Source organism: Bacteroidia bacterium, from assembly GCA_040880525.1.
Taxonomy (GTDB): Bacteria; Bacteroidota; Bacteroidia; order CAILMK01; family JBBDIG01; genus JBBDIG01.
The window spans coordinates 40,148-63,270 of the sequence record JBBDIG010000058.1; the positions used below are offsets into that span (position 1 = coordinate 40,148).

Genomic DNA, 23,123 nt, shown 5'->3' on the forward strand with positions numbered 1-23,123 from the left:
TAGTTTGCAGTTATTAAATTAAATATGACCTATGGACACAAAAGAAGAGATTGTAAAAAACTGGCTGCCAAGATATACCGGGCAGGACCTTGACTCATTCGGCCAATACATTTTGCTCACAAACTTTACGCTATACGTTCGCAGGTTTGCAGAATGGAACCAAACGGAAGTGATTGGACTGGATAAGCCTATCCAAAGTGCTACAGCGGGCGGAATTACCATCATGAATTTTGGAATGGGGAGCCCTACTGCCGCCACCATCATGGATCTGCTGTCTGCCATTAAACCCAAAGCCGTATTATTCCTGGGCAAATGTGGCGGATTAAAAAGCCGTAATAAAATTGGTGATATGCTGCTGCCCATTGCCGCCATCCGGGGCGAAGGAACTTCTAACGACTACTTCCCGCCAGAGGTGCCTGCGCTGCCTGCTTTTGCGCTCCAAAAAGCCACCTCCACCACCATCCGCGATTATGGCGTGGACTACTGGACCGGTACTGTATACACCACCAACCGCAGGGTGTGGGAGCACGATACCAAGTTTAAGAACTATCTTCGAAAGATCAGAGCCTACGCCATAGATATGGAAACCGCCACCATCTTCATCGTAGGATTCTTTAATAAAATTCCCACCGGTGCGCTGCTGCTGGTAAGCGACCAGCCGATGGAACCGGAAGGTGTAAAAACTGCAAAAAGTGACCTGAAGGTGACGCAACTCTACGCGGAGCAGCACTTGAAAATCGGCATTGATTCGCTGAAGCAGTTGATAAATAATGGCGCCACCGTGAGGCATCTGCGTTTTTAGGAAATAAGGTGGCACTAATAAAACGAAGGACACTCAGCGCACCAGAATTTTTTGATTAAACGGAAATGCCAACTTCCACGCACTTCCAATTAAAAAAACAATTATCCTTTGTGGCTCAATGTCCTTCTCATTCAGGATTTAAAACCTGAATTTGTGGCCTGCCATTTAAAACCTAAATTTCAATTTCTCTCTGCTTTACCAGGTTTCCGTCATTCCAGACGCGGGCATAGTATTTCCCTTTTTTGAGGTTGGTGGCTTCAAGGGTAAAGTCACAGCTATATTCACCAGGATTTGTGCCCCTTCCACTGAAGAAAAGCTGTACCAGATCGCCCCGCTCATTGTAAATGCCAAAGGTGAGGGCACCATTGGTACGCAGGTAAAATTCCATATTTCCTTCGATGCTTGCCACTTCGTCACTGAATACCGGACCTGAACAGGATTCAAATTCAGCGGAGGCATAATGCTTTACATACCAGGGCACCGGCTTTCCTGTAAGTGCTGAAAGATACTGGCGGGTGTTCAGCATGACATCCGCATCTTCATGGTGAATGCCGGAAAGATCATGGTTGTCTGAAACTACCCAAACAGCCTTCTGGCCGGTTTCATCGAACAATTGGTGAGCAGCGACAAATGTTGCGACTTCCTTCAGTTTATCCTCCGCTTCTGCATGCCAGTTCAGGTCCTGACCAAAGAAACCGCTTCGTTTGGCGTTAATGCACATTCCATAAGCGCTGGTTGCTAAAGTGCCATTTGGTGGCAGTTCCACTACCTTTCTCTGTACCAGCATCGCCTGTTGCACGCCCGCATCTCCGGATGTGAGGATAGTTCCGGGCTCAATCTCTATTTCCTGGGTGGCCGCCTGCAGGTTCATCAGGATCAGGTTGATGTTTTTGCCTTCATGCGCATTGGCTTTAAGCGTAACTGTACCGTTTTTCAGGGCATCGGTAAGTTTGGTGGCAGATAATTCAATAGTTACACACAGCAGGCAAATGACCAGGCCCGCATTTTTCAGAAAACTCATTGCTTTTTTCATAACTTTTTTTTAAGATTAAATGCAGCAAGCGATTCTTTTATTATAAATTTTGGATAACTAACTTGTAGCGCTGGCTTTTGCCCTGTAGCTCCGGGATTCCGCCCCGCGCAAAGAGAATGAATGCTTGGCGTCTTAGCGACTTGGCGAGACAAATTATTTCACGCAAAGCCGCAGAGGCGCAAAGAGAATGAATGCTTAGCGTCTTGGCGAGACAAATTATTTCAGGCAAAGCCGCAGAGGCGAGAATTTTCAGAACTCCATTATTCTCTGGTGCGGGATTATCCGGCTAAAAGTCAGTTTTACATTTGGTAAATAAAGCGCTGAAAACGGGTGAAATTATTTTTCCTGTTTCCAAAATGTCAAATCACAATTATCTTTGGCCTCATAAACAGAAACGTGACACGATGATCCAACTCAAACGCTGGCTTGTAGCCCTTGACAGAACCGAACTTGATGAGACCCTGGTGAACTATGTGAACTTTATCAGTGGCTTGCTCAAACCCGAAAAAATCTATTTTCTTCACCTTCTTGAAAAGCCTGAAATTTCGGAGGATGCTGGTAATGAATTGCTGCCGGTGGATGAAGAAATTGAAACCACCATGCAAAAGGAGTATGCCCATAGGTTTACCGATAAGGACATAGAATTGTCCTTTGAGGTGCGGGAAGGGAATCCTTTTACTGCTACGCTGAAATATTATAAGGACAAGAAAATTGATCTGGTGATGGTGGGCCGCAAGCACGAAACAAGGGGCAGCGGGATGTTGCCTCAGCGGCTGGCGCGCAAAGTACCCGGCTCTATTATTTTTATTCCGGATACCGCCAGGCCGCAACTCAACCACATCCTGGTGCCAACCGATTTCTCTGACAATTCATTAGAAGCGACTGAAGAAGCATTATTGCTTGCCCGCAATCTGAATCATAATGTTGTCATTCATTTCCAGCACATTTATTCTGTGCCTACCGGATACTATTATGGCGGAAAATCTTATGAAGAATTCGCAGCAATTATGAAAGGCCACGCAGAAAAGGACTATGCAAAATTCCTCAGCAAACTGGATACTGCCGGTGTGGATACACGGATCCATTATACCCTGATGGAAGACGAGAATAATAATGAGCTTATTAACCAGTTGGCTGAAGAAATACCGGCAGATATGATCGTGATGGGGGCCAGGGGAAAAACTGATGTGGCGGCCATGCTCCTCGGCTCCACCACCGAAAAGTTGCTGCGCATCAACCTGTCAGTACCTAAGCTTATCGTAAAAAAGAAAGGCGACCGCATGGGTTTGCTGGATGCAATTATGAATATTTAAGTTACAGGTTTTTACGAAGGATTAAGCCAGCTTTTACCGGTTCCATTGGCGGGAGACATTTTTTGGCCCTGCCTGTTTTCACAGCCTTTATAAAATTATAATGCTCAAGCACACCCGTCTTTACAGCATCCTTTTTTGTAAATGCCCGCGATGCCACCAGGGGAAAATGTTTAAGAACCCAAATCCTTATGCGCTGAATGACCTTTTCAAAATGCCGGAAAATTGCCCGGAATGCGGACAGAAATATGACCTGGAGCCTGGATTTTATTGGGGCGCAATGTACGTGAGTTATGGCCTGAACGTGGGCATTGTGCTTCCGCTGGCGGGGGTTGTTTATTACGTCTGGGACTTTTCCTTTTGGGCTATCCTGGTATCTCTTGTCGTTTTGCAGATCATAGTTACGCCTTACATCTTCCGCATTTCGCGGGCTATATGGCTCAACTTTTTTGTAGGGTATGATCCCTCAACCCGTAAGCGATGAGTTGGGTGCTGATAATATTGACCGGTATCGTGCTGGCTGCTGTTGTTTTGGGCGGGCCGCTTATCGCAGTGATCACCATTTTTGACCGCTCCCGCACGAAGCTGCGAATTGTTCTCATCACGGGTATTTTGCTCATTCTCCTGGGTTTTGGGGTCGTCTATTCAGGCCTTGATGAACTGATCGTGAATTTCCTCTTTCCACTCGGAATTTTTAACCTTTTGGTGTGGGGATTTAAAAAGCACTATAAGCCGGTTCACCGTCATTTTAAATCAGTGAATGAAGAAGCGATAGAAGAAGGTGAACTCAGTGAACTGCGCCTGGAACTGAATGAGAATAAGGCCTCAGCGGAGACATTAATGCCTGTTAAAAGCAAAGCCGAAAGGTTGCTCAATATTCCATTATGGTTAAGCTTTGGTATCGGGCTTGGCCTTATCCTGCTCTTTTTTGAATTTTTAAATAATGAATTAAATTTTGATAATATTACTGGTTGGATATTTACTCTGGTTCTCAATTATTTAATTATTATTTCCGGGTTAGTATTTTTTGTATCTGTTTATATTAAAAAGAATTTATCCAAAATAGCCTTTCAGCATCTTATTTTAAATGTGGCACTAACTGCTCTTTTAATTACGCTGTTTCAAAAAAGCCTGTATTTTTTTGAGCACCTTGCCTGGGATAAAAAGGAGATTTTAGCCAAAACGCTGTTAACCGATTATATAATAAACTTTGGTATTGGCGCTATTCTGGGCTATATTCTTCTGCCCGGTAAAAATTTGTTATTTAAAGATTTAACCAAAAGAAACAGAGAAAAACACTAGCTGATGGCCACTGATTTACCCAAAGAAGTATACGAGCAGAAACTGCTATCCGCCACCTCTTCTCTCGGAAAGGTAAAGAACCAACTGAACACGATCGTGGTCGCCAGGCTCATGGTTTTTATTATTGCGATTATTCTTATTGCGCTGACCTTCCGAATTTCCATTCTGATCAGCACATCAATATTTATTGTGGCATCCATTGCTTTTATATTTCTTGTAAAAAAACATTTAAAACTAAAGGAACAGGAAGCCGATCTGAAATTGCGTCTGCGCATCAACAAGGAGGAAATTGCGTATCTGGAAGGCGACCTTACCGCTTTTGCTGCGGGAGAGGAATTCAGCAGCCATGAACATTCCTATTCGCTCGATCTGGACATTTTTGGAGAAGGGTCACTTTTTCAAAGCATAAACCGCACAGGAACCATGCGGGGAAAGGAACTCCTGGCATGGTGGCTCGCTAATCCGCTGCAAGAAATAGATGAAATAAAACTACGGCAGGAAGCTGTGCAGGAATTAGCGGCTAAAACTGACTGGCGGCAAAGCTTCAGAGTGCGGACGCTGCGTGAAAATGAAAAACCGGACTGGCAAAAGGAATTGCTGCATTGGGTAAATCATCCTGTGCAGGTTGTGGACAATGTATTTCTGAAAACAGCACTTTTCGCAATTCCGGTGCTTACTTTTATTTTAATGGGTTTGATGCTGGCAGGCTATGTATCTTTCTTCGTTTTTCTGGCCTATTTTATTCTTGTGCCCTTCGGTATCACCGGGTTTAGGGTGAAGCGTATTAATCGCATCCACAGCACTTTGTCAGGTAAGGTAAACCTGCTGCAGCAATATGGCCACCTGTTGTTCCTGATAGAAGGCGAGCATTGGAAAAGCGCACTGGCTACAAAAGAGCAGGAACAACTCCGGGAGGCGGGCAGAACGGCAGGCGAACATATCCGGCAATTGGCCCGCCTTGCCTCATCTTTGGACAATCGGTTGAACATGATCGCAGCATTGGTGCTCAACGGTTTTCTGCTGTGGGACCTGCATTATGTTCGCGCTATCCGGAAATGGCAGGAGGCGCATGGCGGGCATGTGGAACATTGGATTTCGGCCATCGCGACTTTTGATGCACTCAGCAGCCTCGCGACTTTTGCTTTCAACCATCCCCGTTTTGCTTTGCCGGAGCTGGCTGCTACCGATGATTTTTTGATGGAAACGCTGGAATTGGGCCATCCGCTTTTGCATGAAAAAGAACGTGTGGATAACAACATCAGCTTCGGAAAAAATGAGCGGTTGTACTTGGTGACTGGCGCCAACATGGCCGGCAAAAGCACCTTTCTCCGCACGGTGGGCGTAAATCTGGTGCTGGCCATGAACGGAACGCCTGTATGCGCCCGCAGTTTCAGGTTTGCGCCCATCCGCCTGTTTACCGGGATGCGCACGCGCGATTCGTTGCAGAAGCATGAAAGTTATTTTTTTGCAGAGTTAAAGCGATTGCAGCAACTGATCCGGCAGTTGCGAACAGGAGCGAGGCTATTCATTATTCTTGATGAAATTCTGAAAGGAACCAACAGCCAGGACCAGCACCAGGGATCGGAAGCCCTGATCCGCCAACTGGTGAAACTGGACGCTTACGGCCTTATTGCTACCCACGACCTTGCGCTCGGCTCCCTGGCAGCAGAATTTCCGCATCTCGCAAATAAACGGTTCGAAGTTGAAATTCAAAATGATAAACTCAATTTTGATTACAAATTAAAAGATGGTATTTCCCAAAATTTAAATGCCACCTTTTTAATGCGACAAATGGGGATCAGTGATTTAAGTGAGCAGTGAGCAGTTAATCAGTGAGTAGTGAGTAGTGAATAGTGAATAGTGAATAGTGAGCAGTGAGTAGTGAGTAGTGAATAGTGAACAAGGCACATGAAGCAATGAACATTGAACGCGGAACACGGAACACGGAACATGGAACGTGAAACACTTCAATTCACGCTTTATAAATTCCGAAGTAAATAAACAGATGCACGAAGTTTAAGAGGCGGAATTTGTTATTCATATTTTTGCTTTCCTTCCAGGCAAAACGCGCGAAAGCACTCATTTTAGGTATCATATCCTGCACATTGGATACCTGTTCGTTGTAGGTTTCTTTTTTCGATTCAAAAAAATTACGTAACAAATATTTGATGAGCGGATTGAGCAAATAAAACCATGCGAAAATAATAAGCAAAGTACGCAGTAACTGGAAAATTGCAGCCTCCGCAGAAAAATAAATATACTCAAACAGCACGACAAATGCCGTTAATAAAATGAATACTAAAGTTATCCCGTAATTCTTTTTTTTCTTTTTCCCTCCTGTTTTTAAAGGAATTGTAAATACAAACCGATTGCTGATGCTTTCCAGCTTCTCCTGCTCCCGCTGCAAAATTGTCGGAAGACTGCCGGCCAACAACCCGATGGCAATGCCGCCCAGCGCATAAGTGCCGGTATAAAGCACTACCAGCCAAAAAGAAACGGACACTTCTTCCGGTATTTTTACGAAGTGCATTTTTTCAGTAACCTGGATCATGAACTGGTCTATGGCTTTCCATATTGACATTCCGTAAAGCAGGGTGAGAATGATGATCTTTTGAGCGGCAGAACTGACCATGCTGAAAAGAGCAGTAAAAACCGCAGCCACCCGGTAAGAAGGCAGGATGCCGAAAAAGAGCATTCCGAAACCGGCCTGCATACTCACAGCCAGATAGGCACCCGGTGGGGAATGCGGGCTGACGGAGAATTTAATGACGAGCACGAATAGGAGCGCGCGGCCCAGATCGCGCATTTTTTGCTGTGAGTGCCACGCGATAAGGCTGATATAGATAACTGCAAGCCCGCCCACAATTAGTCCGGTGAAGGGTGTTTTCAGCGCATGGAAAAAACCTCCCAGGCCACATTCTGTTATGGCCCAGAGTACCGTGATCCTGTTTACGGCTTTGCTTGATTGCAGAGTTGAGTTTTCCATCTGGTTCTTTGGCAAATATGCAATTCTGAATGGTATTTTTAAAGGCATATATTCAGTAGCCAATTGGAAGGGTTATTAAAAATATGGAAATAAACAATGCTATTGATTGTTATCAATAATTATAAAAAATAAGTGGTAGTAATTAAATAATTTGTAAAATAAAAAATATGCCTGTATTTGCCATAAGCAAAAATGAGTTGCGATTTCCGGATCCACGGCTGGCGGATGATGAGGGATTGCTGGCGGTGGGCGGAGATCTTTCTACGGAGCGGTTGCTCCTGGCTTATTCACACGGCATATTTCCCTGGTTTTCTGAAGGGCAGCCAGTGCTTTGGTGGAGTCCCGATCCGCGATTTGTGCTCTACCCGTCAAAGCTAAAAATCTCAAGAAGCCTGAAGCAGGTTTTGCGGCAGAAAAAATTTACGGTAACGTTTGACCAGGATTTTTCTTCCGTGATAAAGCTATGTAAAAAGGCGGAGCGGCCAGGCCAGGACGGTACATGGATCACCAAAGAAATGCAGCAGGCTTACATCCGGCTTCATGAGGCTGGATTTGCGCATTCCGTGGAGGTGTGGTACGAAAAGGAATTGGCAGGTGGCCTTTATGGTGTGTCTCTGGGTGCCTGCTTTTCTGGCGAAAGCATGTTCCACCTGCAGCCGGATGCCTCGAAAGTCGCACTCTTTTATCTCGCTGAACAGTTGAAGCGATGGGATTTTCGATTCATTGACTGCCAGGTTTATACTCCGCATCTTGAACGGATGGGTGCTGAAGAAATTCCCCGTAACAGCTTTCTCTATGAATTAAAGGCCGGAATTAATATGCCCACCAAAAAAGACACGTGGAGCAAACTCTCTGAATAAAAGGTCTGCATCGGGGAGCTTTCAAAATAAATCCAGATTTCTTAAAGGGAAGCCCCAAAAATTTTAGTGGATACGGAATTAGTTATTTCATTCAAAACAAAGAGGATATAATCGAAATTACCCTGATTGAAATGTTTTATAAAAAATGGTTCTGCAATCTGATATTTCGAACTGCAAAGCGAGCTCCAACCGTATTAATATTTCGGGCATTTCTGCAAGATTCCGCTAAATTTTCGTTTTTTCGCAGGCCAGCATGAAAGAAACTCATCAGGATCAAAATAATAGTAAACAGGAGTTAACTCCGACAGGTCTGCCGTTCGGTATGAGCTGGAATGGTTTCTATACCATCGTGGTGGTTTGGCTGGTCGTGCAGATCATTCTCTTCTACCTCATTACAATCCTGCTGGCATGACGGGACTGGACTGGGGGGTGATGCTATTTACGCTGCTGTTCATTGTGGCGTATGGAACCTGGAAAACATGGCGCAATCGCAATATTGGTGATTATTTGCTGGGCGATAAACATGACAGGTGGTGGACTATTGGACTTTCTGTTATGGCCACGCAGGCCAGCGCCATCACATTTCTTTCTACTCCGGGGCAGGCTTATAATGAAGGGATGGGTTTCGTTCAGTTCTATTTCGGGCTGCCGATCGCGATGATCATAATTTCGGTGGTCTTTATTCCTCTTTATTACCGGCTCAAAGTTTATACTGCTTATGAGTTTCTGGAATCGCGTTTCAACCTGAGGATGCGGATGTTCACTGCGTTTCTGTTTCTGATGTCGCGGGGGCTGGCAGCCGGGATCACCATTTATGCCCCGGCCATTATACTTTCCCAGATATTAGGATGGAGCCTCACCTTTACCAATATTTTTATTGGCGTTCTTGTGATCATATATACCGTAAGTGGTGGCACGCGGGCCGTGAGCCAAACCCATAAGCAGCAAATGGCGGTGATTTTCCTGGGAATGTTCATCGCCTTCGGATTCCTGGTTTACTACATCGGGCAGAGTGTGGGCCTGAGGGATGCTTTGCGTGTAGCTGGAAAGATGGGAAAGATGGAGATTATCGAGCTGGAATTTAATGCTGAATCTCGATACAATATATGGAGTGGCCTTATCGGAGGGTTGTTTCTGCAGCTCAGTTATTTTGGCACAGACCAGAGTCAGGTGCAGCGCTATCTCTCCGGAAGCTCCGTCCGCGAAAGCCGGCTGGGCCTGCTTTTTAATGGAATGGTGAAGATTCCCATGCAATTCTTCATTCTGCTCACGGGCGTCCTCGTTTTTCTGTTTTACCAGTTTCACCAGCCTCCGGTGTTTTTCAACCAGGCTTCTTTGAACAAAGTTGAACAGCAGGATTCATTTCAGGTATTGCAACAGCAGTATGATGAAATTTTTGATGAAAAACAGAAGGAGATCGCAGTAATGGTTTCAGGTATGGAATCAGGAAATTCCGGGCAGGTTGACAGGGCCACGGCATCCGTCAACAGGCTTGAGGCAGAAGGCAACCAGATACGAAACGCTGTAGCGGGCCTGATTTCACGTACAGATCCAAATGATAAAACGGTGAGCGATGGCAAGCCCAAAGACCATGATTATGTATTTATCTGGTGGGTCACTCATTTTCTCCCGGCTGGCCTTGTAGGGCTTTTGCTGGCCGTCATTTTCTCGGGAGCTATGTCCTCCACTTCTTCAGAGCTCACTTCACTTGCCTCCACTACCACAGTTGATTTCTATAAGCGCGCATTTGTGCAGAACGCTGGTGATCAGCACTATGTCTGGGCTTCCCGCAGTTTCACCTTGCTTTTTGGCATCCTGGCCATTGTGTTCGCCACGCTTGCTTCACTTTTCGAGAACCTGATACAGGCCGTAAATATTCTTGGTTCTCTTTTTTATGGAACCATCCTCGGAATATTTCTGGTGGCCTTTTTCGTAAAGCGGGTGCAGGGAAATGCGGTTTTTATTGCAGCGCTTCTTACGCAAACCTGCATCATCGTCATATTTGTCCTGGGAAGAATGGAGATTATGGAACTGGGCTATCTGTGGTACAATTTGCTGGGGCCAGCGCTCGTCATCATTTTATCTATGATATTGCAGGAACTGCTGCCTGGTAAACCTCCAGCCACGGAATCATAACCAATCCCGGCCGCGCAGTTTTCGCCCAAAAAAAAACCTCATCAGCAATAACTAATGAGGTTTTAGATTTTAAAAAGAATTAACAAGGGTCAGGAATATCCGAGCATGAAAATGATCGTTTCGATCTGCTGCTCTTCTTCTGCATTATAAGCGTCCTTCAGATTCATACCAAATACTTTAGCCAGGCCCTGCCAGAAGAAGGCAGTCAGGCCGCTTTTGTATTCTTTAATAAGATGATAGGAAGTATTTCCGGTTTCCCTGTCAATAAGCTTTATGAGGAGTTTTCCCTGTCTGACAGTCAGATTCTTCAATTGGTCTGTAAACTCGTCCATCAGCTTCTTTTCCTCAGCTTTAAGATAAGCCTGGCGCTGCTTCTCTGTTGGCAGCGTCATCATGTGCTCATCCATATCTTTGATCTTCTGAGCGGCAAGCTTAGCGTAAGGCATTGTGATCTTAATATCCCGCATGAGGCGGTCATACTTTTTCATTTGACGCCTCGCCTTGCGGCCCATCGTCTCCCGAACCTCCACAACTTTGAGTTGCTTCATGATGGTGGTGTCACCCTCTACTCCAATACGTGCTACCATAACCTCCTGAGAAGAAACGGGTTGAAAAGCAAAAACCGCTAAAAAAATCAACAGTATGTATCGCATGGTAGTAGCTTTAGTGGATTATCCAAAAAGTCAATTAATGTGCCAGCGGAAATTAAGAATATTATCCATAGTTCTTGTACATGGCGTAACGTAAGGATTTGAAGGGAATTGTTCTAAAAAAGCAGAGCGGCAGGTTATGTTCAATATTTTTTGAATGGATAGATGGGAAGGTATACACCTCAGCTGCTGCGGTTTCTTTATATCCTGATTCTTTAGCTCAAGTCGGAGTTCCGGTTCACCTTCCAAAATCAACGGTTAATCCTGCAAGAAGATGAAACCCCCGGACGGGGTAGGGATGAAATAATTCGTATCTGTTTCCCAGGATATTCTTGAAATCAATAAACGCAGTGAAAACGGGAGAGAACCTGTAATTAATTCCGGCATTGAGATCAATTAACCCGTTGAGCCTGGTGATCTCTTCGCTTGCCAGATTTTTGGCGTACCGTTTTCCAATCACAAATACATCTCCGGTGAAAATGATCTTGTTCTGCAGATTATAACGGGTAGTGAACGTTACCTCTGTTCCGGGCCGGTACCAGGGCCGGCTTTCAGAGCCTGCGCTGAAGTTGCGCAAATCAGCAAGCAGGCCAAGTTTCCATACATCGGTTATCTCATACATTACCTGGATATTTCCTTCCATAAGCGTGGTATTGATGCTGTCATAAACCACCGTGAACCGCTTCGGATTGAGGGAATCGTTCAGGTAGTAAGGAAGGTTTTCAATGGACTGATAACCCAGGCGTCCATAAAATGATAGCCGGCTGGTAAGCGAACCTTTCACTCCACCGAAAAGCTCCAGCAAACTGCTGGTGGGTTGCAACGAAATACCGGAGACTACAAAGGGATTTTCCCGTGCAAAACCGCGGAAAGTATTCAGTTCCTTATCGCCACGCATTCCTGCAAAGGCGATGAAATGCTCATCAGCAAGCTTTATCTCAGCCTCTACGTCAGGAAAAAATCCGAATGCGCCATTACCACCCGTATCTACCGGTGTAGCCGTATGAAAACCCAGGCGTACAAAATATTGCGGCTGACTGATATTATAAGAGGCTCCAGCTTTGAACATTGTCTGTGATCCGGTCTGTTCAAAACCAAATATGTTGTGCTCCACGGCACCATAAGCACTCACAAGATTCCCATTAAAATAATCAGAAGCCAGGGCTTTAAATAATAAATTATTCTCGCTGGCATCGTACCGGTCTTTAAAAAAATAATAGCGGCCATTCAATTCATAGTGAATATTTTCAGAATCTGATTTTGAGTTATTAAATCCGGTATTAAATTCAAAATTATTGAATACCTGTCGAAGTTCTTTCTTATCATAATCCAGGGTATCACCCTCTCCGATTCCATAAAAATGATTTTGATTATTACTATAAATTAAATTCCCTGAGAGAATATGATTTTTGAAATTCTTCTTTCCATACAGTTCCAGCAGGTCTTCTCTGAAATTTGAAAAATCTACCGGGCCTTTGCCGCTGAAATGTTTCAGGTGTATAGCCAAAAGGTTTTCCTTTGAGCGCACGGTATTATAAAAGAATTCACCATAGATAGAACCGTAATTACCAAAACCTAATTTAGCATAATTGCGATAAAGGAGCGGCTGGCGGTCGTGCCGCACCGGGACCGGGCGGATGGGAGTGGTAAATACCGGCATTTCCAGGAGCATTGGTTCTACGTTGTATGTTAGGGTAGGTTGGCTCACCTCTTCTTCCTCTTCAAGCACATTTACCTCAATCTTATTCACCTCGGGAAACTGCACCCTTAGCCTCCGCTCCACCGTGATCTGTTCGCTCAATGACGTATCCTGGGCATGGATTGCCACCGGCACAATTCCCGAAATTAAAACGCAAATCAGCGTTGTCAAATATTTTTTACCTGCTAAAAATTTCATTCTGAAAATTCTATTTTCTTTTTTCACGTGCTTCAATGGCTGCTAATTTTTCACGGGCGGTTTTCTTAATTTCATCACCCGGATAATTATTGATAATACTTTGCAATGTTGCTTTCGCCTGGAAATCATCACCAATCTTTACGAATACATCTGCCAGCAGAATAAATCCACGGGCCAGCCATATTTCATAGTTCGGGTAGTTTTCACGTAACTTCAGGATCATGTTCTGTGATAGTTCGTAATCTTCAGTGAGATAGGCAATGTAGGCTGATTTATACATCGCCTCTGCGCCCATTTCGCCTTCATCTGCATTAAATACATCCTCGAAATTTCCGAGTGCCAGGTCCAGTTTATTTTGCTCCAGGTAAACATTTCCTAAATAAAACTTTGCTTCCCTTTTTAATTCATCACCCGCGTAGGAAAGCTCCAGCACGCGGTTCGCCACCTGCAGGGTATTGGGATAATCTGCGAGATAATATTGGCTGCGCATCTGCCCCGTAAGTGCCGTTATCGTATTGGCTTTATTCGATGCCACTTCCTCCAGCAGCCGGTAATTCTTCAAAGCCTGTTCATATTGCTGCATTTCAAACTGTAGCTCAGCCGCCTGCCTTGTAGCATTTTCAAGAAAATAATTCGGGCTTCGGTCTATTACGAACTGATAGTTGGCCAGCGCTCTTTCCTTCAGCCCCGACTGGCGAAGGCAATCTGCAAGATAGTACCGCGCATTTACGGCAAAATAGGGCTCATCGAATTTCTTCAAATATTCTTCGAATGCCGGTATGGCCTGATCACACTTTGCATTTCTCACCAGGCTGAAGGCAGCATTATAGCGCAAAGAATCTTCAGATGAAATGGTGATATTTGCTCCAACTTCCTTTAAATAAGCAATTAATTCCTCTGATTCTCCCCGTTCAGTATAAATCGTTTTTATTGAATTTAATGCCTCCATCCGTTCCGGTGAGTAAGGATAATTCGCAACTATCTGCTTGAAGTATTTCATGGCTTCCTCATCCTTTTGGTCATTATAAAGGATCAACCCGATCTTTAGCAACGAAGTCCGGTAGAATGGACTTTTTGGATAATCACGATTCAAATTCCTGAATTCCTGCAGCGCCTGGTTAAAATTACCTTGATTAAATCTGGTATTGGCTATTTCAAAATATGCATCATCAATGTAAAGGGAATTTGTGTGGCTGTTGATCAGTTGGGTAAGCAATTGCACCTTTTCCTCTTCCTTATTCTGCAATCCCCGGATTATTGCTTTTTGATATAAAGCATAATCTGCATCCTGTGTCTTTTTATTGATGATCTTGTCATAATTCGCAATGGCTCCGTCATAATTTCGTGCGGCAAAAAGGCAATCTGCCAGCCTTAGTTGCGCATCATAATAGCGCTCATTTGCCATCATTTCCGCTTCAAGCCCCAGGTAGCGTTCAAAATAGGGCAGCGCCTCTTCATATCGCCCAAGCTGAAATGTGCAATATCCCATATTATAATAGCCAATGGCCCGGTAAGGCGTTTCTTTAGAAGCCCCTATAAACAGGAAGTTTTTATATTCTTTAAATGCCTGTTCATAATTATTTAATTTATAAAATGATTCTCCAAGCCAGAAGTAAGCAAGCGCCCTTACTCGCTCATCGAGCGTTTCCTGAAGCGACTTTTGAAAAAGTGCTTTTGCCTGTTCGTAGCGTCTGCTTTTAAATTGATCTAAACCATAATAATATGTGATTTTCTGATATGCCTCATTCATTTTTGCATTGCGCTGCGGAATTTCCTCAATGATGTTCAGCGCTTCCTTGTAGTTACGGGTACTGTAAAGAATATCACCGAGTACCGTTTTAGCTTCATCAGCGTAGCGGCTCCGGGGATAATCCTTAATGAACTTCCTGAGCACATTAATGGCCTCGCGCTGAAAGTTATTGTCATAAGAAAGCTTGCCAAAATGAAAGGTAGCCGCCTCTATCACATCTTCATCATATTCCAAAGTGGAAGCGGCATAAAATGCATTCCGGGCTTTGAGTTTATTTCCGCTTTTGACGTAAGCATCCCCCAGATGGTAGGCAGCATTTTGCGCAAGAGAATCGCGCCTGACAATGATCGGCTCAAAGGCTTCAATTGATTTTTCGTAATCTCCCGTTTGCAGGTATGCGTATCCGAGTTCATACTGCTGTGTACGGTCCAGCAAAGCCGTATTGCCATAATTGTTGAACATTTCAGCCGCCATCGCATAATTTTCTTTGCGGAAGTAGGCCTCGCCCAGGTAGAGATAAATATCATCACCGTTCCGGATCCGTTCGCGCTGCATGGCCTCCTCGCCATAACTAATGGCCTCGTCATAGCGCTCCAACTGGAGGTAGATCTGCAGAATGTAGGGCGGCACCACGCCTTCAAAACGCGGATCCGTATCAATGGCCCTGAAGCTGGCCAACGCATCTTCATAGTCGCCATCTTCATTCGCCATGATGCCATAATAATAATGTGCTACTCCGCTGTATTGACTGTCAGAATTGCGCAGGCGGCCAAATATTTCCTTTGCCTTTTGATTTTCATTAAGCTTATAATAAGTATAGGCAAGCATGAATTCGCTTTCATCCCTTTCTGCGGCTGAAAGGGCTGTGACATCCAATTTTTCAAGCCACGGAACGGCATCTCTGAACCGGTTCTGGCGGTAGTAAAATTTCCCAAGCTGATAATAGACCAGCCGCGCTTTAGGATGCTCCGGATACTTTCGCAGAAAATTCAGCAGGAGCGTTTCGGCATCGCCCTGTTCAAGTTCCATTGCACTGACGGCCGCATAATAGCTGGCATCGCCCTTCAGCGCATGGTTGTCGCTGACATCAATAAATCGCTGAAACTGCATTTGCGCAGCCGCATATTTTTGGCTCTGGAAAAGCTCGGTTCCCATTTTAAAGAGCGCCAGGGGTTCTGTATCCACCATGCTTCGCTGCGCAAACAGAGCACCTGGCAGCAGCAGGAGAAACAGAAGAAAGCGTATTTTGTACATTTTGAAGATTCGTATTTTATCCTGAACGGGTTGTTTTCAGCGTCTATTTCAGAGTACAGCTAAAAAACATGGCAAGTTCTACAGAAAAACAGCCGCGATAAAGAATCGCACCGTACGTTTTATCAACAAAGTGTGAATATGTATGGTGGGGCTTCTTCCGGTTACTTTATTCTGCTTTCTAATTTTGATCCCGGATTATAGTAAATTTTTCAAAATTCACCGGTGCCGTTAGCACTTTTCATTAATGCCTCTTAGATTCGCCCAGAAATTTGAAAAGGGGGATGAGCAAAAGCGATTATGTAACGGATCAGGCCCGGGAGATGTATAACGAGTACGGCTATGGTGAATTCAGCTATGGCGATAAACGGGAAAAGTATGAATCATTGCTCAGGCAAATGCTCACTGAAACGCCACAGGGAACCAAGGTTTACGATATTGGCTGCGCTACCGGTTATTGGTTCGGAATGTACATGCGCCACGGAATTCCGAAAGAAAATATTCATGGCATTGACCTGACGCCTCAAAACATCAGCCGCCTCCAGGAGCAGGGATTTAATGCTCAAACAGGCGATGTGCTGGCGCTGGATCTGCCGGATAATGTTTCCGGCCTAACGATCTGTAATGGGGTGATCCATCATACGCCCGATCCCTATAAGGCTTTTACCGAATTGGTTCGCATCACTAAACCGGGCGGGTATATTTACCTGAACGTATACAATGCCTGGAATCCTTATTTTTATGTGGTTCACCGCGCCACCTGGCCGCTGCGATATGCGTACTGGAACTGGAGCAAAAAAACGCTGGACATCGTATATCCTGTAGCCAAGCTGTTTTTCCAGCCAATTTCCTATCTGGTGATGGGCCAGTTCATTGATGATAAAACGGGCCGCACCATGTTCATGGACCAGGTGATGACGCCACGGGCCGCGCTATTTACAAAGAGCCGCATCACCAGCTATGCCCGCAAAAACAACTGTGAAATAAAACAATGGGCCTACAACAGAATGATGATGATGATCTCCGCAAAAATCAAAGTGTTGGAAGCGTGAGGATGAATTCCGTTTCGCTTAATTCTTATTTTCAGAATAAATATTAGACATTTTTTTCATTAAAATACCATTAGCACCTACAATACTTTTTATTGAACATTTTAAAACTAATAACATAATTTTTACTGTAAAATGGATTTTTATAGAATTTTGATAAAGGGCTCATTAAGAGCTTATAGAAAATCAAAAGTATATTGTAATTACCTTTAAGTTTCAGAGCAGTGATTTTTATTTATAAATTAAAATGAACCGGGATAACATGGGTTGCTGTATTCATCCATATCCTTGTATTTAGAGGTAGAAGTTTGAGTTGGTGCTGTCATGATCAGTACATAACAGATATAAGGCAACAAAAACGAAAATCATCGCGGTGTTGATTACTTTGGGTCATTCACAGCTTGATTATTTATCAGCAGGTTGATTCCGGACTTCAGCGTAGTAAATGCTTTCGGGTTTCCTGTGTATTTTTGCATAAATAAAATAATACACAGTTATGAGAATACGGATTTCTGTCTTGTGCGCGATATTATTTTCGGTTACGGCATTTGCTCAAACCCCAGAATTCACCAAAGACATCAATACCCAATACCGAAGTTCTGCTCCAATGGACTTTTACGTTCATGGCAGCGAGATGTATTTCTCGGCCATTGTGGAAGGCACCGGCCGCGAACTCTGGAAGACGGATGGAACTCCGCAAGGCACCGAACTGGTGATGGACATCAGAAGTGGCAATGGCTTGGGCAGTGATCCGGCTAAATTTACCAGCGTGGGGAATACGCTGTTTTTCATCGCCAATAACGGCACCAACGGAATGGAACTCTGGAAAACCGATGGCACCCCGCAAGGTACCGGCTTGGTAAAAGACATCCGGACCGGAAGCTCCGGCAGCAGCATAGGTACCATGATTAACTTCAATGGCTGGTTGGTGTTTGACGCGCATGATGGCGTCACAGGCCGCGAACTTTGGTTAAGTGACGGAAGCGATACAGGCACTTACCAACTGAAGGATATCAATCCCGGTGTATCACAATCCAATCCACACGGTTTTACGGTGCTTAACAACAAATTGCTTTTTGTGGCCAATGATGGCACCAACGAAAGCGAACTGTGGGTGACGGATGGAACCGATACCGGGACTGTAATGGTAAAGGATATCCGGCCGGGAGGTTCTGGTCTGCCCAACTACCTGGTAAGCTACAATGGCTATGTATATTTTTCTGCTAATGATGGTTCAAACGGCAGCGAACTCTGGCGGAGCGATGGTACGGATACCGGGACCGTAATGGTGAAGGACATCATTCCAGGTTCTTCAGGAAGCGGCCCTACAAACCTTACTGTGAGTTACAATACCTTGTTCTTCAGCGCTTTCGGTGCGGGCACCGGCTTTGAGCTTTGGAAGAGTGACGGCACCGAAACGGGCACCTCATTGGTGAAAGACCTGGACCCAGGTAACGGAAACAGCTCTCCGCAGCAACTCATTGATGTAGCAGGCACCCTCTTTTTTACTGCAGACGTTGACCGTGGCCGCGAACTCTATTCCAGCGATGGCACCTCTTCTGGTACCGGGCTGGTGAGGGATATGTATTTTATGCAGACCGATGGGTTTATTGAAAACATGACCGCAGTTGATAGTACCCTGTTTTTCACCTCCCATTCATCGCCCAATTACCAGAATATTGAACTCTATAAAAGCGATGGCACCACTTCAGGTACCGTCAGAGTAAAGGATATTATTCCAGGAGCTACTGCCAGCCATCCCAGGAACCTCACCAGTTTTAATGGCCTGCTCTTTTTTAGCGTAAATGATGAAATTCATGGTGATGAACTATGGACGAGCGATGGAACGGCAACCGGCACTAACATTTTTAAAGATGTTTATGAAGGCACAGCCAATAGTGGAATTACAAGTATGGCTGCTTATGCGGGCGGTGTGATGTTCAATGCAACAAATGGTACTGACGGTAATGAACTTTGGAAAAGCAATGGCGACTCTGCCGCTACGGTGATGGTGCGCGATCTTGCTTCAGGCAATGCTTCATCCACGCCAAAACAGCTTACCTCGGCAGGCGATGAGGTCTTCTTTGTGCCCAATACCACCACAACCAACTATGAACTGATGAAGAGCGATGGCACCTCGTCAGGCACCCAATCTATTTACATGACACAATACCTGGATTACGTAAACGACCTAACCTGGATGGACGGAACGATGTATTTCTCACGGTATCAGCTCAATTTCGACAGAGACATTTGGAGGTACACAACCAACGCTGGCAAAATCAAACAACTAAACCCGAATGGGCTGGGCGATAGAGTAGCGAACTTCACTCCGGTTAATGGCACCTTGTTTTTCACGGCTGATGATGGCAACAACAGCGGCAACGAGCTTTGGAAAACCAATGGAACATCCGGAACCACGGAATTGGTAAAAGATATCCGCCCCGGCTCGGCAGACGGGTATCCATCACACCTCACAGCACTCGACACTATGCTGTTCTTCAGTGCTTATGATGTTACCAATGGGTTCGAACTGTGGGTTTCTGACGGCACTACCAACAGAACCAAGATGGTGACGAATATACAATCAGGAGCCGCATCCTCATCACCTACAGGGATTACGGCCGGGAACGGGGTAGTGTATTTCACGGCAAATGACGGCACAAATGGACGCGAGCTCTGGATGAGTGATGGTACGTCATCAGGGACGATAATGGTAAAGGACATTGAGGCGGGAGCAGGCGGCAGCGATCCTTCGCAGCTCACCTTTGCCGGAGACCTCCTGTATTTCGTGGTGGAGGATACCATCAATGGAGGCGAGCTGTGGAAATCGGACGGAACCGAAGCCGGAACCGAAATGGTGAAAGACATAACTCCTGGGAAAGAAGGCAGCAATATCTCCAAGCTATTGGCAGTACGAGATGAACTTTACTTTTCAGCCAATGATGGCGTAAACGGACAGGAGCTTTGGAAAACCGATGGCACCACAAACGGAACAGTAATGATCCCTGAAATTTATCCCGGCCCCGGCAGCACGGAGCCTGACCTCCTCACACTGGCCAGCGATACCTTGTTTTACACCGCCAATCATCCTGAATACGGCAATGAGCTTTGGTACATCTACACCCAGTGCATGGCTGCAAATTTCACAACTACCACTGCTTGTGTAAATGGCAATGTACAATTTACCGATGCCTCCGACCCAATGGGAAAAACCATTGCAGAATACATCTGGGATTTCGGCACCGGAGATTCAGCTTCAGTGGCAGATCCTGCTTACAGCTTCACCACCGCAGGAACATATAACGTGAAGCTGATGATCAGAAGCACTGATGGCTGCATCCATGATGTAACCAAATCAATAGCAGTGCATGACCTGCCGAATGCCGATTTCACCATAGACAACGATACCCAATGCGTGAACGATAACCAGTTCACCTTTACCAACACCAGCCAAAACCCCGGCCTCACCGTGGATTACGTGTGGCATTTCAGTGATGGCACCACCTCAACGCAGGCCAATCCTTCAAAGACTTTTGGGAGCGCCAATGCTTATGAAGTAAAGCTTATCGCTTCCGTATCGGGCGCCTGCAAAGATTCCCTCATCCAATCCGTGCAAGTTTTGCCTGCCCCCGTTACATCGGCCATTGCCGGTAAATCCACTACCACCACCGAGATTGACACCTTTAGCGTGACCAGCACACCGGGCTCCAGTTATCATTGGTCAGTTTCCGGAGCATTGCCCGTTTCCGGGGGCACTTCCAACGAAATCGTTGTGGAGTGGACGAAAACCTCAGGTACGGGCGTCATAAACGTGACAGAGATTGACAAAAACGGCTGCGAAGGTGACAAGGTAACCAAAAACATAACGCTGCAAATTCCCACAGGAATAAATGAAGTTGCGGCCAATAGCAGTTTCACAATATTCCCGAATCCCGTAGATAATAAAATGATTTTGCGCCATACAACCCTGCCAAATGGAAACTACGAAATCAAAATCCATAACAACCTGGGCCAGGTGGTATACTCTCACAATTGGCAGCAGCTGTCGAATGCTTTCGAGAAAGAACTGGAGGTGGGTGCTCTTGCTGCGGGCGTTTATCTGGTTGTAGTGGAGTCGGATGATGTGCGGTTGACGAATAGGGTGGTGATAAGGAGATAATGGGATTGGGTAACCGGACATAGGCACGAGTGGATACTCGCGCCAGGTGGGGTAATTGCACCAGTAGGGGTGGCATAAATAAGATCAGCACTATGAAAAACGCCTTCATTGCTTTTTTGGTGGTAATCATTCACTTCTTCCTGCAAATATTTATCTTGGGATTAGTTGACCGGGGAGGTTTAGGGGGCTTAAAAACATTAGGGCATTTTTATATTGCTGTTATCACCTCTACAATAGTGTTAATCTTAGTTCTGGTAGCACGGCAATCAGAACTTTCGCAATCAATTGTATATGCTCTCAGTGCAGTATTTTCGGTAACTCTAATGGCTTTGATTACTGTATTGGTTTTAAGTTCGGAGTTTGGTCCATGGAGAATTATTCAATATGGTACTTTAGGTGGTGGCACGTCTAAGGATGTCGCTTTTCGTACCGAGATTATCATTTTGGTGGGGATATTTAATCTATTCTTAACAGCAATGATAGGTGCCTATGACTTTAGGTTCAATCTTAAAAGTGATTTTGCTGGATTAGCGGTTGTAGTGGTTTATTGCTTTATTGTAACAGATTTTGCTTTACAACCTAAAGCGGAATATTGTTACTGCGACTCAAATACAATTGAACCTCATACCTATAAAACGGGAGATAATAAAAAAATCTGTAATTATAAGTATACATTTCTCTTTCTGAAAGTTGGCCAAGAGTGTAGAAAATTATAGTAATTCCTTAACCCCCTAACCTGGACAAGCCAGAACCAAATAGGTAAATACAAGGGTTATGAAAAGATGGAACTTTTAACATCAGTCTATTCAGCAAAGATCAGCGGAATATTAAATTGCGAGTGACGACACCTCGCTGGTATATTACGCCCCTTCAGGGCTGGGGATAGGTCTTGTTTTCTTATCCGATGGGCTGCACCCATCGTTACAATATGATGCCCCTTCGGGGCTTGATGAAAGCCCTGAAGCCCTGAAAGGGATGCATATCTAAAGATAGGGTATAGCCCTATCAAGTGGCAAAGCCACGAGACCAAGCCCTGAAAGGGCGAAATAGCTGAAGTGGTGTATTAGTGGCTGACGTCCGTGCTGAATATGATGGGTATGTATTTTTTACAAGCGACTGTCCCTTAGTTTTATATTCACGGCCCCTTCTGGTCTGGGGCCTGGTCTCGTTTCTGTTCCATGGCCCCATCGTTACCGTATGCTGCCCCTTTTTGCCTGTGTGTTTGTACAACTGTCCCATAGTTTTTATACTTACGCCCCTTACCGGGCTGGGGATAGGTCTCGTTTTCTTATCCGATGGGCTGCACCCATCGTTACGATATGATGCCCCTTCGGGGCTTGATGAAAATGAGTGAAAAGACCTGAAGCCCTGAAAGGGATGCATATCTAAAGATAGGGTATAGCCCTATCAAGATGCAAAACCACGAAACCAAGCCCTGAAAGGGCGAAATAGCTGAAGTGGTGTATTAGTGGCTGACGTCCGTGCTGAATATGATGGGTATGTATTTTTTACAAGCGACTGTCCCTTAGTTTTATATTCACGGCCCCTTCTGGTCTGGGGCCTGGTCTCGTTTCTGTTCCATGGCCACCCATCGTTACCGTATGCTGCCCCTTTTTGCGTGTGTGTTTTGTACAACTGTCCCATAGTTTTTATACTTACGCCCCTTACCGGGCTGGTGCTAGCTCGCTTTCTTATCCGATGGGCTGCACCCATCGTTACAAAATGATGCCCCTTCGGGGCTTGATGAAAGCCCTGAAGCCCTGAAAGGGAAGCATATCTAAAGATAGGGTATAGCCCTATCAAGAGGCAAAACCACGAAAAATAAGCCCTGAAAGGGCGAAATAGGTTAACTTTTTAGTCCCAAACATATTTCTCGGGTGTGTAATCGGAACTCTGTCCGGGCAGCTTACAGGGCGGGGGCGCCCCCCCCCCCCC

The 23,123-nt window shown here is 45.2% G+C and carries 16 protein-coding genes; 11 read left to right on the forward strand and 5 right to left on the reverse strand.

All coding sequences use genetic code 11. The annotated features are described in order from the left end of the window. The first annotated feature begins 31 nt into the window (after positions 1-31). Entirely contained in the window at positions 32-802 is a 771-nt protein-coding gene (locus WD077_15770) for an AMP nucleosidase (GenBank protein ID MEX0968690.1), read from the forward strand. Between the two features lie 172 nt (positions 803-974). Here WD077_15770 and WD077_15775 read toward each other — a convergent pair whose 3' ends face one another. Then, the gene (locus WD077_15775; protein ID MEX0968691.1) at positions 975-1,835 is read right to left on the reverse strand and encodes a hypothetical protein; all 861 of its coding nucleotides are present in this window, start codon (positions 1,833-1,835) and stop codon (positions 975-977) included. Positions 1,836-2,239: 404 nt separating this feature from the next. Here WD077_15775 and WD077_15780 point away from each other — a divergent pair, with 404 nt between their 5' ends. The 4 genes from WD077_15780 (at position 2,240) to WD077_15795 (ending at position 6,268) form a co-directional block, all read left to right on the forward strand. Then, a complete protein-coding gene (locus WD077_15780; GenBank protein MEX0968692.1) occupies positions 2,240-3,148 on the forward strand; it encodes a universal stress protein in 909 nt (302 codons plus the stop codon). A 100-nt stretch (positions 3,149-3,248) separates the two neighbouring features. After that, positions 3,249-3,629 carry a DUF983 domain-containing protein gene (locus WD077_15785; GenBank protein MEX0968693.1) on the forward strand — a complete coding sequence of 127 codons (381 nt, stop codon included), beginning with the start codon at positions 3,249-3,251 and terminating at the stop codon, positions 3,627-3,629. A 272-nt stretch (positions 3,630-3,901) separates the two neighbouring features. Then, on the forward strand, positions 3,902-4,447 hold the full coding sequence (locus tag WD077_15790) for a hypothetical protein (protein MEX0968694.1): 546 nt from the start codon (positions 3,902-3,904) through the stop codon (positions 4,445-4,447). A 3-nt stretch (positions 4,448-4,450) separates the two neighbouring features. Next, on the forward strand, positions 4,451-6,268 hold the full coding sequence (locus WD077_15795; GenBank protein ID MEX0968695.1) for a hypothetical protein: 1,818 nt from the start codon (positions 4,451-4,453) through the stop codon (positions 6,266-6,268). Between the two features lie 151 nt (positions 6,269-6,419). On the opposite strand, the gene WD077_15800 is transcribed toward WD077_15795, so the two are convergent. Beyond that, complete coding sequence (locus WD077_15800; GenBank protein ID MEX0968696.1) at positions 6,420-7,433, reverse strand: hypothetical protein; 1,014 nt, start codon at positions 7,431-7,433, stop codon at positions 6,420-6,422. Between the two features lie 167 nt (positions 7,434-7,600). On the opposite strand from WD077_15800, the gene aat reads away from it, so the two are divergent. The 3 genes from aat (at position 7,601) to WD077_15815 (ending at position 10,429) form a co-directional block, all read left to right on the forward strand. Beyond that, the gene (gene aat / locus WD077_15805; protein MEX0968697.1) at positions 7,601-8,293 is read left to right on the forward strand and encodes a leucyl/phenylalanyl-tRNA--protein transferase; all 693 of its coding nucleotides are present in this window, start codon (positions 7,601-7,603) and stop codon (positions 8,291-8,293) included. A 253-nt stretch (positions 8,294-8,546) separates the two neighbouring features. Further along, the gene (locus tag WD077_15810) at positions 8,547-8,705 is read left to right on the forward strand and encodes a hypothetical protein (protein MEX0968698.1); all 159 of its coding nucleotides are present in this window, start codon (positions 8,547-8,549) and stop codon (positions 8,703-8,705) included. After that, positions 8,702-10,429: a sodium:solute symporter gene (locus WD077_15815; protein ID MEX0968699.1), complete on the forward strand. Its 1,728-nt coding sequence runs from the start codon at positions 8,702-8,704 to the stop codon at positions 10,427-10,429. Before WD077_15810 ends, WD077_15815 begins: the two co-directional genes overlap by 4 nt. Positions 10,430-10,518: 89 nt before the next feature. Here the strand turns inward: WD077_15815 and WD077_15820 are convergent, their stop codons facing one another. From WD077_15820 to WD077_15830, 3 genes are all read right to left on the reverse strand, one after another. Beyond that, positions 10,519-11,082 carry a DUF4294 domain-containing protein gene (locus WD077_15820; protein MEX0968700.1) on the reverse strand — a complete coding sequence of 188 codons (564 nt, stop codon included), beginning with the start codon at positions 11,080-11,082 and terminating at the stop codon, positions 10,519-10,521. Between the two features lie 235 nt (positions 11,083-11,317). Next, positions 11,318-12,976: a hypothetical protein gene (locus WD077_15825; protein MEX0968701.1), complete on the reverse strand. Its 1,659-nt coding sequence runs from the start codon at positions 12,974-12,976 to the stop codon at positions 11,318-11,320. A gap of 10 nt (positions 12,977-12,986) precedes the next feature. Beyond that, positions 12,987-15,980, reverse strand: coding sequence for a tetratricopeptide repeat protein (locus WD077_15830; protein MEX0968702.1), 2,994 nt, complete (start codon positions 15,978-15,980; stop codon positions 12,987-12,989). Between the two features lie 281 nt (positions 15,981-16,261). On the opposite strand from WD077_15830, the gene WD077_15835 reads away from it, so the two are divergent. The 3 genes from WD077_15835 (at position 16,262) to WD077_15845 (ending at position 21,904) form a co-directional block, all read left to right on the forward strand. Then, entirely contained in the window at positions 16,262-17,029 is a 768-nt protein-coding gene (locus WD077_15835; GenBank protein ID MEX0968703.1) for a class I SAM-dependent methyltransferase, read from the forward strand. Positions 17,030-17,522: 493 nt separating this feature from the next. Beyond that, a complete protein-coding gene (locus WD077_15840) occupies positions 17,523-21,188 on the forward strand; it encodes an ELWxxDGT repeat protein (protein MEX0968704.1) in 3,666 nt (1,221 codons plus the stop codon). Positions 21,189-21,280: 92 nt separating this feature from the next. Next, positions 21,281-21,904 (forward strand): hypothetical protein, encoded by a 624-nt coding sequence (locus WD077_15845; GenBank protein MEX0968705.1) that lies wholly within the window; start codon positions 21,281-21,283, stop codon positions 21,902-21,904. Positions 21,905-23,123 lie beyond the last annotated feature (1,219 nt).

Excerpts from the sequence above, each read along its gene's own strand:
- WD077_15770 (MEX0968690.1), top strand. The coding sequence starts at position 32 with ATGGACACAAAAGAAGAGATTGTAAAAAACTGGCTGCCAAGATATACC.
- WD077_15775 (MEX0968691.1), bottom strand. The coding sequence starts at position 1,835 with ATGAAAAAAGCAATGAGTTTTCTGAAAAATGCGGGCCTGGTCATTTGC.
- WD077_15780 (MEX0968692.1), top strand. The coding sequence starts at position 2,240 with ATGATCCAACTCAAACGCTGGCTTGTAGCCCTTGACAGAACCGAACTT.
- WD077_15785 (MEX0968693.1), top strand. The coding sequence starts at position 3,249 with ATGCTCAAGCACACCCGTCTTTACAGCATCCTTTTTTGTAAATGCCCG.
- WD077_15795 (MEX0968695.1), top strand. The coding sequence starts at position 4,451 with ATGGCCACTGATTTACCCAAAGAAGTATACGAGCAGAAACTGCTATCC.
- WD077_15800 (MEX0968696.1), bottom strand. The coding sequence starts at position 7,433 with ATGGAAAACTCAACTCTGCAATCAAGCAAAGCCGTAAACAGGATCACG.
- aat (MEX0968697.1), top strand. The coding sequence starts at position 7,601 with ATGCCTGTATTTGCCATAAGCAAAAATGAGTTGCGATTTCCGGATCCA.
- WD077_15810 (MEX0968698.1), top strand. The coding sequence starts at position 8,547 with ATGAAAGAAACTCATCAGGATCAAAATAATAGTAAACAGGAGTTAACT.
- WD077_15815 (MEX0968699.1), top strand. The coding sequence starts at position 8,702 with ATGACGGGACTGGACTGGGGGGTGATGCTATTTACGCTGCTGTTCATT.
- WD077_15820 (MEX0968700.1), bottom strand. The coding sequence starts at position 11,082 with ATGCGATACATACTGTTGATTTTTTTAGCGGTTTTTGCTTTTCAACCC.
- WD077_15825 (MEX0968701.1), bottom strand. The coding sequence starts at position 12,976 with ATGAAATTTTTAGCAGGTAAAAAATATTTGACAACGCTGATTTGCGTT.
- WD077_15830 (MEX0968702.1), bottom strand. The coding sequence starts at position 15,980 with ATGTACAAAATACGCTTTCTTCTGTTTCTCCTGCTGCTGCCAGGTGCT.
- WD077_15835 (MEX0968703.1), top strand. The coding sequence starts at position 16,262 with ATGAGCAAAAGCGATTATGTAACGGATCAGGCCCGGGAGATGTATAAC.
- WD077_15840 (MEX0968704.1), top strand. The coding sequence starts at position 17,523 with ATGAGAATACGGATTTCTGTCTTGTGCGCGATATTATTTTCGGTTACG.
- WD077_15845 (MEX0968705.1), top strand. The coding sequence starts at position 21,281 with ATGAAAAACGCCTTCATTGCTTTTTTGGTGGTAATCATTCACTTCTTC.